This is a genomic window from Nonomuraea sp. NPDC049649 (assembly GCF_040675175.1).
Lineage (GTDB): Bacteria > Actinomycetota > Actinomycetes > Streptosporangiales > Streptosporangiaceae > Nonomuraea.
Genome location: NZ_JBFAOH010000002.1, coordinates 44,311 through 57,894, shown reverse-complemented (window position 1 = coordinate 57,894; position 13,584 = coordinate 44,311). Strand labels below are relative to the sequence as shown.

Below are 13,584 nucleotides of genomic sequence, written 5' to 3'. Positions count from 1 at the left end.
GGTACGGGCACGCCGCCGTGCCCGTACCACGCCGCCTACTTGGTGACGGTGATCACCGGGCTGGTGATCTTCTGGTTGGCGCTGGACAGATAGACCACGTAGGTGCTGTCCTTCTTCACCGGCGCCGGGAGCCGGAAGGTGTGGCTCACCCGGCCGAGCTCGTCGGCGCGCACCTCGCCGACCCGGATGCCGTCGCCGCCGGGACGCCCGTGCTTCTGCTCGGTGGCCGGGCGCAGATAGACGGTGACCTGCTCGTCGGGGTCGTAGCCGTACGCGGTGGCGGTCAGCTGTCCGCGCCGCTCGACCGTGGTCTTGTCGACGGAGACCTGCTCGCCGACGGTGTTCTCCGGGGTGCGCAGTTCGTTGACCGTGCGCTCCCCCGCCGCGTTCTTACGGATGACGAAGCCGTCATGGTGCTCGCCGTTGGCGTAGCGGGCCTCGAACCTGATCTGGTCGGCCTCGACGTCGATCAGCTGGTAGAGCTGGGTGTTCTGGCTGCTGCTGACGACCTCGGCGCCGTTGCCGGTCCAGTTCTGCCCGTTGTTGAGCCCGTACATCTTGCCGCCGGAGACCGACACCACGTAGGCGACGCCGTTGTGCACGGTGGTGGACTTGCGGGCCTCGGCCAGGTTGCCGCGGCCGTAGGAGTGGTCGTGGCCCTGGAGGACCAGGTCCACGCCGTACTTCTCCAGCAGCGGGCCCCACTGGTCGCGCACCCGCGGGTTGTCACGCGTGCCGGTGGTGGAGTAGACGGGGTGGTGGAAGGTCGCCACGGTCCACTTGTTCGGGTTGTCCTTGAGGACGCCCTCCAGCCAGCTCGTCTGGGCGGCCATCAGCGTGGCGTTGCCCTGGTGGTTGGAGTCCAGGCCGATGAACCGTACACCCTGATAGTCCACGTAGTAGACGGTCTGCCGGAGTTCGGGGTTGCCGGGGCCGTTGTCCGGATACGGGAACTGGGGGCGCCAGAAGGCCGACAGGCCGCCGCTGTACTCGTGGTTGCCGGGGATGGAGAGGTTGTTGACCTGGCTGTCGATGAAACCGGACGCCTTGTACCACTGGCCCCACTGCTCCTCGCTGTTGGCGGAGTCGATGAGGTCGCCGGCATTGACGATCAGCTTGGCCTGCGGGCGCTCGGCGAAGGCCTGGCGGAAGACGCGCGGCACGGCCGAGTCGAGGTGGTTCTGCGCGTCGCCGTAGTAGATGAAGGAGAACGGCTGGAGGTCGGCGGCGGCGGTGGTGAAGTCGTTCCACTCGCTCCAGTTGGTGCCGTCGCCTACCCGGTAGGTGTAGCGGGTGGCGGGCTTGAGGCCGGTGAACTCCACGGTGTGGTACGTCGAGGCGTACCCGAGCGTGGTGTTGACCGGCGTGCTGGACACCGCCTTGACCTTGGTGACCGCGCCGGGGGCCGGGGCCACCGCGCCCAGGGCCCGGGGCGCTTCGAGGATCTCGGCCTGGGCGAACTCGGCGTCGGCCTCGGCCCGCCAGGTCACCTTCTGGCTGGAGGAGGGGGTGGTGGTGGGGGTGAGGATGATCCGGTCGGGCACGGGCGAGGGCCTGTGGACCTCGGCGGCGGGATGCTTGGGGGGAGCCGCGTAGCCGATGGCGGCCGGCGCGAAGGCGAGGCTGCCGGCGAGCAGCGCGGCGACGCCGGCGACGGCCAGCGTCGTCTGCTTCCTTGACCGTGGTGCTGCACTCACGTGGGGGTCACTCCTGGAAAGGGACGGGGACCGGCCCTGGTTCACACGGCCGGGCGCCCACATTCATCCATGATCGGTTGACGCGGCGACGACCCCCGGCTGACCGCCAGGTGAACGAGTGATCATGGGTGTGCGATCCCCGTCTGATCACGTGTGGCGAGTTTCCAGCCGTGCCAGACGAGCACGTAGCAGGCGAGGACCAGAGCCGCCCCGTCCGCGCCGCCCAGGATCACGCAGCGCACCAGGTCGTAGTCGCTCACCGCGGCCCGTTCCGAGAGCGCCCCGGCGACACCGCCGACGGTCACGGACACCGCCGCCGCGGCGAGCACCGCGCCCCGCACCCACCCCGGGCTTGACGGCCTCCCGGCATCAACCGGCGCCCGCCGGTACCACCACAGCAGCCAGCCGCCCAGGATCAGCAGGCCACCCGCCGAGCTCACGTACATCAGCACGTTGAACACGCGGTGAGCCCCGACGACCGGCTCCCGCAACACCTGCCAGTGCGCCACCGCGAACCCCCCGACCTGCGTGAAGGCGTCCCAGACCAGGTGAGTGGCCATCCCGGCGAGCAACGCGGCCACCACGGCCACCGGCGGCGGCCGCACCGCGTCCGGCAGCCGGGCCCGCAGCCCGGCCGGAGCCAGCGCGGCCAGCGGCGCCCGCAGCACCAGGTGGAACAGCACCAGCAGCACCACGCCGGTCGGCACGCACAGCAGCGGCCCCCACCACGCGTGCGTGCTCGCCGACGAGAACGGCAGCGGCAGATAGTAGGGCGCGTCAGGCACCACAGCCCCGGTGACCAGCGCCGACGGCGGTAACCACCGCCGCACCGGCAAGATCGCCACAACATGGCTCAGAGTGAACGGCACCCGCCATTATCGGCAAGGATGAAGGTCATGTACGTCCATGAGGCCGGTAACGCGGACGCTCCACCCATCCTGCTGCTGCACGGCGGCGGGGTCGCGGGATGGATGTGGCGCCCGACGCTGGAGCGGCTCGAAGACAGCGCCCGAGTGATCGTCCCCGACCTTCCCGGTCACGGCCGCAGCGCCGCCGAACCGTACCGCTCACACGAGGAGACCGCCCGGAAGGTGGCCGAGGTCCTGGAGGAGCGCGCGCCGCAGGGCGCGCTCGTCGCCGGGTTCTCGTTAGGAGCGCAGCTCACGATCCTCCTCGCGGCGACCCGGCCCGAGCTCGTGACGGACGCCGTCGTCGTCAGCGCGCAGGCCAAGCCCATGCCGTTCCCCCAGCTGACCCTCGGGCTCCTCGCCGCCACCGCACCGCTGGCGCGGCAGCGTTGGTTCGCCAAGCTCCAGGCCAAGCAGCTGTTCGTCCCGGACGAGCTCCTGACCGCCTACCTGCGCGACAGCGCCGGCACCACCCGGGAGACCCTGGTGGCCAGCGTCGGCGAGAACATCCGCTTCACCCTCCCTGCCGGCTGGGCCGATTTCAAGAACCCGGCGCTGGTGATGGTGGGCGAGCGCGAGCGCCCGCTGATGCGCGACTCCGCGCGCCGCATCCACGACGCCCTCCCGGGCAGTGAGCTGACCACCGTCCCGGGGTGCGGCCACGGCATACCCCTGCAGCGCCCGGACCTGCTGGCCCTGACCCTGGCCGAGAGGGTGTGAAAAACCCGTTGGCGGGCGGCGGCGGCCGCTGTTACTTTTCCGAAGGCCGTGCCGGAAACCGAGGAGGTGGTACCCCGTGAACGCAGTATCGACGTGGGTGCTCCCCTCCGGGGTCACGGCCGGGCGATAGGTCGTCCGGGAGCGCCGTTCAGAGCTCTCCCGGAAGGCACGACCATGCGCTTCACCTCAGAGCGACGCCTCGACGACGGCGTGCTCGAACGCGAATTCACCCTCGGCGAGATCCCCGGCATCCTGTGGACGCCCCCGGCGGCACCGGCCCCGCTGGTCCTGCTCGGCCACCCTCCGCTCGGGCTGGACAAGATGTATCCCCGCCTGCTGGCGCGGGCCCGGCACGCCGCGGCGGAGGGCCTCGCCGCGGCCGCCATCGAGCTCCCCGGAGCCGGCGCCCGGCCCCGCTGGCCCGCCTTCGAACAGGCCCACGCCGACATGCGCCGGGCGTTGGAGGCCCGCGAGCCGCTCACCGATGAGATCATCGACGCCCTCGTCCTCCCGCTCGTCGGCAAGGCGGTCCCGGAGACCCAGGCGGCGCTGGACGCCCTCCTGACGCTGCCCGGGATCCGCGGCCCGGTCGGCTACGCGGGCGGAGTGATCGCCATCGGCGTCCGGCTGGCGCTGGTCGAGCCGCGCATCGCGGCCGCGGTCCTCTTCGCCGGGAGCTTCGCGCCTCGCCGGACGTTCGAGGAGGCCCGGCAGGTCACCGTCCCGCTCCACGTCCTGCTGCAGTGGGACGATGAGAGCAACGACAGGCAGGCGGCCCTGGACCTGTTCGACGCCTTCGGCTCCGAGGAGAAGACCCTGCACGCCAACATGGGCGGGCACGCCGGTGTCCCGCACTACGCCGGGGAGGACGCGAACCGGTTCTTCACCCGGCACCTGCGCTAGCCGCCGCGCAGGAACTCCTGGATCACGTGCCGGGCGATCTGGCTGCCGAACCCGCCCCACGACAGGTCGAACTGATGGTCCGCGTATGGGATCTCGACCAGCTCGTGGGGCACCCCCGCGGCGGCGAGCCGGTCGGCGAAAGCCCGGGTGTGCGCGGCGGGCTGGAGGATGTCGCGGCCGCCCTGGATGAGCAGCGTCCTCGGCAGCCCGGGCCGGATGTAGGTGCTCGGCGAGGCGCGTTCCCAGTCCTCGTCGGCCAGCGGCCACGTCTCCTCGGCGAGCAGCCGCCGCACCGTCTCCGACAGCCGGAACGCCGGCGGGATCTCGGCCGTCGCGTCCCCCGGCGCGTACCAGGAGATCACCGCGGCCGGCGTCACCTCGGGCACGTCGCAGGACGGCGGCAGTTCGTCGGCCGTGGTGAAGGCGGCCAGCAGGGACAGGTAACCGCCGGCCGACTGCCCCATCAGCGTGATGCGCGCCGGGTCCACGCCGTAGCGGTCGGCGTTGCGTACCACCCACCCGAGCGCGCACTTCACGTCGCCCGGCGAGGACTTCCAGTCGTACGGCCGGAAGAAGCGGTAGTCCACGTCGAACACGACGTGCCCCGTGCCGGCCAGCCAGACGTCCCACCGGGGGGAACAGGCTCTGCGGCGCGTCCTGCGCCCCGCCGTGCACGTTGACCACCGCGGGCAGCGGCCCGGACCCAGGAGAGGCCGGCCGCCAGACGTCGAGCATGAGGTCCTCTCCCCCGGCGCGGGCGTACCGGACCGTCTCGTCGGGCCCGCGCCCGGCGGAGGTGGACAGCCCGTCGAGATAACCGCCCAGGCTGAGCGGCACCCCGTGCTCGCGCGCCGTCCCCCACGCGGAGACCGCCGGCAGCAGCGCGACGACCAGCACCGCCGCGTTCACCGCGGCGAGCACGCCCGCGACCCGCCGCCCGCCTTTCGGAAAACCGCCGCCACGTGACGGCCGCGCTGCTGCGGATCACCGAACGCGAAGGACTGGAAGCCGTCAGCGTCCGCACGGTGGCGGCCGAGGCGGGCTGCTCCGCCGGCGCCGTGCAGCGCTACTTCAGCACCAAGGACGAGATGCTCCACTTCGCCCTGCGCACCGTCGTCGAACAGGAACGGGAACGCATCCGGCACATCCGCCTCGGCCCGGACGGCCTGCCGTTCCGCGACGCCCTCCGCGCCGCCATCCTGGAACTGCTCCCCCTGGACGAGCACCGTCTGGGCGAGGCCCGCATCTGGGCCGCCTTCTACGCCAGGGCCGCCGTCTCCCCGGAGTTCGCCGCGGCGCTCGACGAGCTGAACCGGGAGGCGCGCGACAACCTCCGCGCCGCCTTCTCGTACGCCGAATCCACCGGCGAACTACGCCCCGGACAGGACCACGACGCCCTGGCCCAGCTCCTCGTGGCGATCATGGACGGCCTGATGTGGTCCATCCTCATGCACCCCTCCGGCGCCCAGAAGGACCACCTCGCCGCCGTCGACGCCGCGGTGAACCTCATCACCGGCTAGCGTTGACGTCGAGCCACGGTGGTGACGGTGATGGCGGCGGAGGAACCCAACGGAAAGCGGCGACGCCGCGGCGACCCGGGAGGCGCTGCTGGAAGCGGCCCGCCGACGGTTCGCCCGTGACCGTTACGAGGCGATCAGCGTCCGGGACGTCGGGGCCAACGTCGCCCTGGTGTACCGCTACTTCGGGTCCAAGGCGGGACTGTTCGCCGAGGCGGCGGCCGACTCGGCGATGTTCGGGCAACTGGACGTGCCGGCCGAGGAACTGCCCGACCGGATGGCCGAGCTGTACGCGTCCGGCTGGCCACTGTCAGGGCGTGTGGGGGTACGTTCTGACCTACAGGTACTGGCCCGCCTCGGCGCTGTCTGTCCTCGATACACGCGCCGACACCACGTTGGCGAGGTTGATGATTATGCCGTTCACGTCGGCTTCGCGATCATATCTCGCTCGCATCAACACCAGACTGCGCCGCTCGTCCACAGCACGAGCGATCGCCGCCACTGCCTCCGGCTCTCCGTCGAAGTCCCCGCTGATCACGGAGACGTCTTCGCCGCCCATCAGGTGGAATCGAATGATCAGTGCGACATTCTCAGGCACGGCCGCCTCCTATCGCCAGCATCCGCAAGGGGCCCCTGCCCAGGGACGAACGCTGTAGGCAGTTGCCCTCCACATTCGCAGCCGGGGCGCGGACGCAGTGCCCTCCAGCCGGGTTGGGATACGGGAGTGACAATCGCGGCACCCGCTCCGAACCGGTCTGTGCGGCGGTGTAGTCGGCCAGGACGGCGGCGTGGGGGGCGGAGAGTGACACGGCCCGCGACCGGCCCGTGTTTCCGGAAGCTGCTCCGGCCGGTTGCGTGATTCCTGAGGGCGAGTTCCGGAAGTCAGAGTTTACTTCCGGAATTACGGAATTCCGGAACTAATGCTGTACACTGAAGGTACCGAGGACTTTTCGAGCGTTGGCATTCAGGTCTGCGTCGCCCCCGGCGAACCACCACCGGCCTCTTCGGAGGCCTGGACAGGTCAGGCGACCATGACGCCGACACTTCTTTCTCCATCCGCACCGCTCAGCCCCGCCTCGCCCGCGATCCCCCGGGTCGATTCCGCGCTACGGCTCGGTCTCCACCCGGCGCTGGATCGGCGAGCTGTGGTGGACGGGGCCTGGTGGCCCTACTCCCACGACGCGGCCACCGAACTGCCCGGCCTGATCGCCGGCGTCGACCGACTGCTTGGCCGTGTCACGCTCCGCATCGGCCTGCATGGCGATGCGTGGCAGAGCATCCCGCACCGCATCCCGGCACGCGGGCGTCAGGTCCGCGTCGGCTGGTTCCGCCACACCGACCCGCGTCTGATCACTCTCATCTTTGCGGTCGGCGAGCCGATCGTCCTGCTGGTCATCCCGCCGGACACCGCCGCCGGTCCTGCTGAGGCCACGCTCAAGTTCACCGCCCGGGGCCTCACCGCCCGGGACACCGCCGGCTTGAGGGACGACGACGCTCTCACCGGCGCACGCTTGCCGCCCGATCCCGTTCCGCCTCTGCGGCGCGGGACAGCCGCCGACGGCACGGCCCGCTGGGAGAACGAGGGCGGGTCGGTCACCGACCAGCGGCCGCCCTCCCCGCCAGAGGCCCATCAGCACCGGCGTGACCCGCGTTCCGTCTGCCGACCGGATCAGACGGGAGAAGGACCCGCCCGTTCCGGCGGCGGACCGATCTCCAGCCGGCGAGCGTCTCATCCCATTCCAGCTTCTCCAGAGGAATCGTCCATGACCGTCATCGACACCGCGCCACTTGGCGTGGCCGACCCGTCAAAGCCGACCACCGTTCATCTGTCCGGCGAGATCGACATCTTCACCAGCGAAGCGCTCCGCCGGCAACTGCTGAGCACGCTGCACTACAGCACGAGCCTGCTCATCCTCGACTTGTCGCAGGTGTCGTTCTGCGACGCCGGCGGCGTGGGCGTCCTGGTCGGCATCCAGCACCGGGCCCGGTCGATGGGCATCACCTTGGCACTGAAAGCGCCCCGCCCGTTCATGTCCCGGCTGCTGCACATCACCGGCCTGGACCGCAGCCTGCCGATGGTGGCGTGACCGGGCGCGCGCCCAGGCCCCGGCACAGGACGGGCGATCCACCTGCCCCCTCTCTGTCAGACTGCTGTGAGACATGGGACGCATGAGCCCTTCTGATGTGAAGCAGGGCGAGACAGGACGACCAAGACAGTGACGATGACCCTCCCCAGCACGCTCGGGAGACGTTAGCCCTGGTCAGCGCGCTTGCAAGGAGCTCGTTCCGCATGGAGGAGACGATCTATTGTGAGGGGAAGGGCTCCAGGGGAAAGGCGTCAAGGTGACGGGTGACGGGAGCGGATGCTGGGCCGCCTGCTGGACGCCACTCAGCTGTCCACGATGGAGGATCTACCGGGCCTGGTCGCCGCGTACGGACAGTTGGCCGGCTTCTCTCAGACGGTGATCTACGTAGCTGACCTGCAGCAGCTGCTGGTGCCCTTGGCCGGGCAGCGCGACGTGTACGACGAGCCGCTCGAACCGATCCGGATCGACGCCACCGTGGCCGGGCGCGCCTTCCGCAACGTGGAGATCGTCGAGGCTCGACACGTGACGATGGTGGTCTTGCCGGTGCGGTGGCCGGCGCGGCGGCGTTTGACCTGGATGACCTGGGCGGCGTGGGGGGCGTGGGCGTGCTGGGTGTGCGACGGCGAGCAGGGATAACGCCAGCAGCGGGCCGAGGGGGTAACGGCGGCCCCGGCGGCTGCGCGGGTCCGGGATGGTGTCCAGGAGTTCGGCGAGCGTGGGCAGATCGAACGGCTCGGCGGGCAGTCGGTGGGCAGGGGTCGGCGACGGTGACGTGTTTCAAGTGGCGGGAGAGCACGTCGATCGGGGATGATGGCACGCGAACGCGATCCCTGTTCTTGATCGACTGGCTAGACACCGACGATCATCGGGGGTCGCGTTCTTCATGTGCACCCTGGGGTGCCCTCAACACCTGCCTCATCGAGCCATCGAGCGTCCATCAACCGAGAACGCAAAGGCCTTGGGACTGGTTCGGCAACGCCGACGAACATCATGTGGAATTCCTCAGCACCCTCGGACCTCAGGGCGAACGCGTCCATATCAAAGCCAGCTTCCGCCCAGAAGATCCCCTCTGAAGAACCCGCAGGCATGCGGGACAAGGCTCACCCCAGGCAGATTTCCGCCGGATGTCGACAACGTCGGAGATGCGCGTCTGGGTGGCGCTCAGCCCGGACGGCATCCGGAACACGCGCCTGCCTGAAGGACCTGGTCGGCGCGCTCTGCGGCCTCGCGGGCCGCTCTTTCACACCCGCGGAATGGCCCCGCCAGGCAGATCTGCTGTGCGCGCGGGAAGGTGACCGTATGAGCAGGACCGACAAGACCCGGCCCTGGTGGGTGCGGATGGCCGACGCGCCCCTGACCACGTGCGTGCCCGTGCATGACCATCGTTTCGGGCCGTGCACGCTGCCGGAAGAGATCACCCCCGAGAGCGCCGACTGGCGCCGGGACGGCTGCTTCTGGGGCGCCCCCGGATACCACGTGCTCGTCCGTAAGACCCGGGGCGGGCACCGGGAGTGGTACTACATCTGCCGCCAGGAGCGCCGCCGCAGCCGTCACCAGGCGCGCCGCGAGCTGCGCGGCTATCAGGACGAGGACTGATCCGTCGCGGGCCTTTCCCGGGTATGCAGCGGATCCTCCGCCAGCCGGGTGAAGGCCCGCACCGCCCACTCCGGAAGGGGAGTCTCGCGGGGCGCGCCGGACAGGCGATCGACCTGCTCGCCCATGTCCTCAGCCAGTTTGGTCAGTTTCCGCGTGAGGTCTTTCTGCTGGAGGCGGCTCTGTTCGATGGGCTGGAGAAGCTCTTGGTGGACTCGTCTCCTGCCTAGCCGGAGGATCGGGTGCCTCTCCTTCGGTTCGGACGGGACCCCCTCGTACGCTTGCATGGATTCCCTCGCCTGGACGTATGAACGACCTCTCACCAGGACGGTACGGACCACGCGGCCGGGCGGCCAGGGACAGTTCGGTGACGGTAAGTGATCTTCCACTGCCGCCCAGGTGAGTGACGCTCGGTAATCACGCCTCTCGGGCGATCTTGTCGAGCAGTTCGCGCAGTTCGTCGCCGTACACGGCGGTGGCGGCGAGGGATTCGAAGGCGTCCTCGTGGGCGGCGAGCTCGGCCTCCGAGGTCAGCGTGAGGTCGCCGGTCAGGGTCTCGACCACGCTCGCGGTGCCGTCGTAGAGGGTGAAGCCGTGGAGCGGGAAGACCGCCGCCGGCGCCGTCCAGGGGATGACGCCGATCCGGACGTGGGGCAGCGCGGCGACCTGGGCCAGCCGGTCGAGCTGGGCGGGCATCAGGGACGCGGGGCCCGGACGGGTGCGGACCGCGCTCTCCGTCAGCAGGAACGCGAAGCGCCGCCCCTCCTCGTGGAGCACGGTCTGCGCCTCCATCCTGATCGCCGCGGCCTCGTCATCCGGGGCGTCGCGGCCGAGCGTCAGCGCGAGTCGTGCGTACTCAGGAGTCTGGAGCAGCGGCGGGATCATCGCCGGGGAGAACACCGCCATCCACCGCGAGGCGCGCGCCCGCGCGGCGAGCGCCGCTTCCCGTTCGGCCAGGGGTGTCGGTCGGTTCTCCACATCGAGGGTTGTATCACGGGGTTGATTTGTCGCAAGGATTGACTCATCCTATTGAGACAATGCTTGCGACAAACCTGGAGGGGTCATGTCGAGTGACGCGTTACAGCCGAAGGACCTGGCGCTGGCGGGTGCCTGGCTGTCCGGGCACGGGCTCGCCGAGGCGCGGCCGACACCGCTGCTCGCCGTCCGGCTCGCGGTGCGGCGGCGGGCGCGGCTGGCCAATCAGGTCCTGCTGGCCGCGCTGTTCATCGGGGCCGCGCTCATCCGCGTCACCTTCGGGTTCCGGCCGCAGCACGCGCTGCCCCTGCTGCTCCTGGCCGCGATGGTGGCCGCGCTGCTGCTGGCGCAGGTCCTGCTCGACCAGTGGGTGCGGCGGGTCGACCGGCGGGCCGGCGCGGCCCTGCCTCGGCGGACGGCCCACCTGGCCCAGCCCGGCTGGCGGACCCTGCTCGGCACGCCGCACGCCGCCTTCATGATCGCCACCTCCGGCGGCGCGATCGTCCTGGCGGCGAGCGCGCTGACCGTGCAGGACGCGACGGTGCGGCACTCGGCCCTCGTCCTGCTGGCCGGCCTGCTCGGGGTCGCCGCCGGGATCGCCCTGCAGCTCCGCGACCTGCTGGTCCGGCCGATCGTGGCGGAGGACGAGACGTCCCTGACGGCGGACGTCATCATGCGGGTCGAGGACGCGCGCGAGCTCACCGTCCCGAGCGTGCCGTGGACGCTCCCCGTGCTGCTGCTGTTCGGCTTCGCGCCCGTCTGGTGGGACGCCGCCGCCATCGCCCTCGTCATCGCCGGGGTTCTGGTGCTCGCGCTGATCAGCAAGCGGACGCCGTCGAGCGTCGCGGTCGCGCGTCAGGTCTTGAGCGTACGATGATCGTCATCGACACGGCGTCGCCCGTTCCCCCGTACGAGCAGCTGCGTGCCCAGCTCGCCGCGCAGATCCACGACGGCACCCTGCCCGTCGGCGCCCGGCTGCCCACGATCCGCCACCTCGCCGCCAACCTGGGCCTGGCCGTCAACACGGTCGGCCGGGCCTACCGGGAGCTGGAGGAGGCGGGCCTGATCGAGACCCGGGGCCGCGCCGGGTCGTTCGTGTCGGCCGCGGGCGAGGAGGGCCGCGAACGCGCCCGCCGCGCCGCCGCCGACTACGCGGCCGTGGTGTCCAGCGTCGGCATCGACCCGCACGAGGCGCTCCGCATCGTCGAGGCGGCCCTGCGGCACGCCGCTCCGGCCGAGTCCTGACCCTCATCACCCCTCCGGGCGGAGCTCCGCGCCGGTGATCGGCGATGACGCATGGTCTCCGCGTCCTCCTGTTCACCCTCTTGAGGGGCGGCCCCGCGTGTCCGATGAAATCGCCGAAGCACACGCTTCTCCCCTATCCCCGGGACCACGCAGCAGGTGGCGCTGAATCACCGGTAACTCTTATTGGTTGCCTGCCTCGGGTTCGATTCGGCGATCCGTCGGCCTTCGCCGTCGCGTTCTCGCCGCTCGACTTCCCCGAGTACAAGCGGTTCGGCGCGAAGGAACGGCGTGCGGGTCGTACCAGGCGCTGCTGGTGCTGGACGGTGCCCGGCTCACCTTCCTCCCCGGTGAGAAGGGGCGGAAGGAGTTCTCCGTGCCGCTGGCGGACGTCCGCGCCGTCGTCGTGATCCGCCCCAGGGGCACGCAGCGCTGACCAAAGGCGGTCCCGGCGGGGACTTCCGGCCCTGCAACGCGCCTTCTCCGCGAGGTGCCATAGAGGTAACCGGAGAAGGAGAATCCCCGATGCGTATGACCGTCGCGGACGTGATGACGACCGACGTCGTCTCCGTCACCGCCCCCACCCCGTTCAAGGACATCGCCGAAGCGCTCATCACCGGTGGCATCAGCGCCGTCCCGGTGGTGGACGACGACCGGCACGTGATCGGCATGGTGTCCGAAGCCGACCTCCTGCGTAAGGAGGAGTTCCGGGAGCAGTTCTACGGCGAGGGCTACCGGCCGCCGCTGCGGGCCCGGCTGCGCCACCCCAAGGGGCGGCAGAAGGCCGAGGGCGAGACCGCCGCCGAACTGATGACCAGCCCCGCGATCACAGTCTCCCCCGAGGCGTCGGCGGTCGAGGCCGCCCGCCTGATGGAGGCGCACGCCGTCAAGCGGCTCGCCGTCGTCGACCGGGACGGCCGGCTGGCCGGCGTCGTCAGCCGCCGCGACCTGGTGAAGCTGTTCCTGCGCAGCGACGAGGAGATCGCCGCCGAGGTCCGGGACGACATCCTCGACCGCGCCCTGTGGGTGGAGACCTCGGGCGTCCGGGTGGACGTGCACCAGGGCGTCGTGACGCTGTCCGGCTCGATGCAGCGCCGCTCCGAGGCGGCCATCGCGGCCCGCATGACCGCCCGCGTCAACGGCGTGATCGACGTCGTCGACAAGCTCACCTGGGACCTGGACGACTCCGCGTGGGAGGCCCGGTGACCACCGTGAGAAAGCCCTTAAACACAGCAGAGGAGAACGCCATGACCACCCTCGTCGAGAACGTGATGACCACCGACGTCGCCTCCGTCAACCGCGACGCCTCCTTCCACGCCGTGGCCGAGCTGCTGATCAGCCGCGGCGTCAGCGGGGCGCCGGTCGTGGACGACGACAACTGCGTGGTGGGCGTCGTCTCCGAGGACGACCTGCTGGCCAAGCAGGAGTTCAAGCAGCGCTACTACGGCGACGACTACCGGCCGCCGCTGCGGGCCCGCATCCGCCACAGCACCCGGGCCGGAGGCGGCGGCTACCGCAAGTCGCTCGGCGAGACCGCCGGCGAGCTGATGACCAGCCCCGCCCGCGTCACCACCCCCGACACGCCGGTCGTCTCCGCGGCGCGCCTGATGGACCGCTACGGCGTCAAGCGCCTGCCCGTGGTCGACCAGGACGGCCGGCTGGTCGGCATCGTCAGCCGCCACGACCTGGTCAAGGTCTTCCTGCGCCCGGACGAGGACATCGAGCGGCAGATACGGCTGATCCTCCGCGCCGACACCCACAACCTGGACGTCACCGTCGACGAAGGCGTGGTCACCCTGGCCGGCACCCTGCCCGAGCGCAGCCGCGCCGCCGTGGCCGTCCGCCTGGCCGAGAACGTCGACGGCGTCGTCTCCGTACGCGACGACCTCAGCTGGAAGCACGACGACATCGGCGACATCCCCATCTGGGGCGGTGCGTGACC

15 protein-coding genes and 1 pseudogene are annotated in these 13,584 nt (G+C 70.7%); 11 read left to right on the top strand and 5 right to left on the bottom strand.

Annotated elements, in window-relative coordinates:
* Nucleotides 1-35: 35 nt before the first annotated feature.
* Nucleotides 36-1,697: a metallophosphoesterase family protein gene (locus tag AB0J42_RS03395; RefSeq protein ID WP_364288311.1), complete on the bottom strand. Its 1,662-nt coding sequence runs from the start codon at nt 1,695-1,697 to the stop codon at nt 36-38.
* Between the two features lie 122 nt (nt 1,698-1,819).
* Nucleotides 1,820-2,566 carry a DUF4184 family protein gene (locus tag AB0J42_RS03390; protein WP_364288308.1) on the bottom strand — a complete coding sequence of 249 codons (747 nt, stop codon included), beginning with the start codon at nt 2,564-2,566 and terminating at the stop codon, nt 1,820-1,822.
* A 27-nt stretch (nt 2,567-2,593) separates the two neighbouring features.
* On the opposite strand from AB0J42_RS03390, the gene AB0J42_RS03385 reads away from it, so the two are divergent.
* Nucleotides 2,594-3,325: an alpha/beta hydrolase gene (locus AB0J42_RS03385; RefSeq protein ID WP_364288305.1), complete on the top strand. Its 732-nt coding sequence runs from the start codon at nt 2,594-2,596 to the stop codon at nt 3,323-3,325.
* Nucleotides 3,326-3,499: 174 nt separating this feature from the next.
* Nucleotides 3,500-4,228 carry an alpha/beta hydrolase gene (locus AB0J42_RS03380; protein WP_364288302.1) on the top strand — a complete coding sequence of 243 codons (729 nt, stop codon included), beginning with the start codon at nt 3,500-3,502 and terminating at the stop codon, nt 4,226-4,228.
* On the opposite strand, the gene AB0J42_RS03375 is transcribed toward AB0J42_RS03380, so the two are convergent.
* On the bottom strand, nt 4,225-4,845 hold the full coding sequence (locus AB0J42_RS03375; protein ID WP_364289113.1) for an alpha/beta hydrolase: 621 nt from the start codon (nt 4,843-4,845) through the stop codon (nt 4,225-4,227). The two genes, AB0J42_RS03380 and AB0J42_RS03375, sit on opposite strands and share 4 nt — an antisense overlap.
* Before the next feature lie 345 nt (nt 4,846-5,190).
* On the opposite strand from AB0J42_RS03375, the gene AB0J42_RS03370 reads away from it, so the two are divergent.
* Both AB0J42_RS03370 and AB0J42_RS03365 read left to right on the top strand, forming a co-directional pair.
* Entirely contained in the window at nt 5,191-5,748 is a 558-nt protein-coding gene (locus AB0J42_RS03370) for a TetR/AcrR family transcriptional regulator (protein ID WP_364288299.1), read from the top strand.
* A gap of 85 nt (nt 5,749-5,833) precedes the next feature.
* A pseudogene (locus AB0J42_RS03365) lies at nt 5,834-5,950 on the top strand (TetR family transcriptional regulator); the annotation flags it as partial.
* 132 nt (nt 5,951-6,082) lie between these two features.
* Here AB0J42_RS03365 and AB0J42_RS03360 read toward each other — a convergent pair.
* Nucleotides 6,083-6,343 (bottom strand): hypothetical protein, encoded by a 261-nt coding sequence (locus tag AB0J42_RS03360; protein ID WP_364288296.1) that lies wholly within the window; start codon nt 6,341-6,343, stop codon nt 6,083-6,085.
* 433 nt (nt 6,344-6,776) lie between these two features.
* Here AB0J42_RS03360 and AB0J42_RS03355 point away from each other — a divergent pair, with 433 nt between their 5' ends.
* The 3 genes from AB0J42_RS03355 (at nt 6,777) to AB0J42_RS03345 (ending at nt 9,428) form a co-directional block, all read left to right on the top strand.
* Nucleotides 6,777-7,832 (top strand): DUF5994 family protein, encoded by a 1,056-nt coding sequence (locus AB0J42_RS03355; protein ID WP_364288293.1) that lies wholly within the window; start codon nt 6,777-6,779, stop codon nt 7,830-7,832.
* A 315-nt stretch (nt 7,833-8,147) separates the two neighbouring features.
* Nucleotides 8,148-8,468, top strand: coding sequence for a hypothetical protein (locus tag AB0J42_RS03350; RefSeq protein WP_364288290.1), 321 nt, complete (start codon nt 8,148-8,150; stop codon nt 8,466-8,468).
* Between the two features lie 663 nt (nt 8,469-9,131).
* Entirely contained in the window at nt 9,132-9,428 is a 297-nt protein-coding gene (locus AB0J42_RS03345) for a hypothetical protein (RefSeq protein ID WP_364288287.1), read from the top strand.
* Nucleotides 9,429-9,842: 414 nt separating this feature from the next.
* Here the strand turns inward: AB0J42_RS03345 and AB0J42_RS03340 are convergent, their stop codons facing one another.
* Entirely contained in the window at nt 9,843-10,403 is a 561-nt protein-coding gene (locus tag AB0J42_RS03340) for a DUF5753 domain-containing protein (protein WP_364288284.1), read from the bottom strand.
* 85 nt (nt 10,404-10,488) lie between these two features.
* Here AB0J42_RS03340 and AB0J42_RS03335 point away from each other — a divergent pair, with 85 nt between their 5' ends.
* From AB0J42_RS03335 to AB0J42_RS03320, 4 genes are all read left to right on the top strand, one after another.
* The gene (locus AB0J42_RS03335; RefSeq protein ID WP_364288281.1) at nt 10,489-11,277 is read left to right on the top strand and encodes a hypothetical protein; all 789 of its coding nucleotides are present in this window, start codon (nt 10,489-10,491) and stop codon (nt 11,275-11,277) included.
* Nucleotides 11,274-11,645, top strand: coding sequence for a GntR family transcriptional regulator (locus tag AB0J42_RS03330; protein ID WP_364288278.1), 372 nt, complete (start codon nt 11,274-11,276; stop codon nt 11,643-11,645). The genes AB0J42_RS03335 and AB0J42_RS03330 overlap by 4 nt, the downstream gene beginning before the upstream one ends.
* Before the next feature lie 522 nt (nt 11,646-12,167).
* On the top strand, nt 12,168-12,848 hold the full coding sequence (locus tag AB0J42_RS03325; RefSeq protein ID WP_364288275.1) for a CBS domain-containing protein: 681 nt from the start codon (nt 12,168-12,170) through the stop codon (nt 12,846-12,848).
* A gap of 41 nt (nt 12,849-12,889) precedes the next feature.
* A complete protein-coding gene (locus AB0J42_RS03320) occupies nt 12,890-13,582 on the top strand; it encodes a CBS domain-containing protein (protein WP_364288272.1) in 693 nt (230 codons plus the stop codon).
* Nucleotides 13,583-13,584: the final 2 nt, after the last annotated feature.

What these genes read in the sequence shown, in the direction of transcription:
- AB0J42_RS03385 (WP_364288305.1), top strand. Translation starts at nt 2,594, where the DNA reads ATGTACGTCCATGAGGCCGGTAACGCGGACGCTCCACCCATCCTGCTG.
- AB0J42_RS03380 (WP_364288302.1), top strand. Translation starts at nt 3,500, where the DNA reads ATGCGCTTCACCTCAGAGCGACGCCTCGACGACGGCGTGCTCGAACGC.
- AB0J42_RS03355 (WP_364288293.1), top strand. Translation starts at nt 6,777, where the DNA reads ATGACGCCGACACTTCTTTCTCCATCCGCACCGCTCAGCCCCGCCTCG.
- AB0J42_RS03350 (WP_364288290.1), top strand. Translation starts at nt 8,148, where the DNA reads ATGGAGGATCTACCGGGCCTGGTCGCCGCGTACGGACAGTTGGCCGGC.
- AB0J42_RS03345 (WP_364288287.1), top strand. Translation starts at nt 9,132, where the DNA reads ATGAGCAGGACCGACAAGACCCGGCCCTGGTGGGTGCGGATGGCCGAC.
- AB0J42_RS03335 (WP_364288281.1), top strand. Translation starts at nt 10,489, where the DNA reads ATGTCGAGTGACGCGTTACAGCCGAAGGACCTGGCGCTGGCGGGTGCC.
- AB0J42_RS03330 (WP_364288278.1), top strand. Translation starts at nt 11,274, where the DNA reads ATGATCGTCATCGACACGGCGTCGCCCGTTCCCCCGTACGAGCAGCTG.
- AB0J42_RS03325 (WP_364288275.1), top strand. Translation starts at nt 12,168, where the DNA reads ATGCGTATGACCGTCGCGGACGTGATGACGACCGACGTCGTCTCCGTC.
- AB0J42_RS03320 (WP_364288272.1), top strand. Translation starts at nt 12,890, where the DNA reads ATGACCACCCTCGTCGAGAACGTGATGACCACCGACGTCGCCTCCGTC.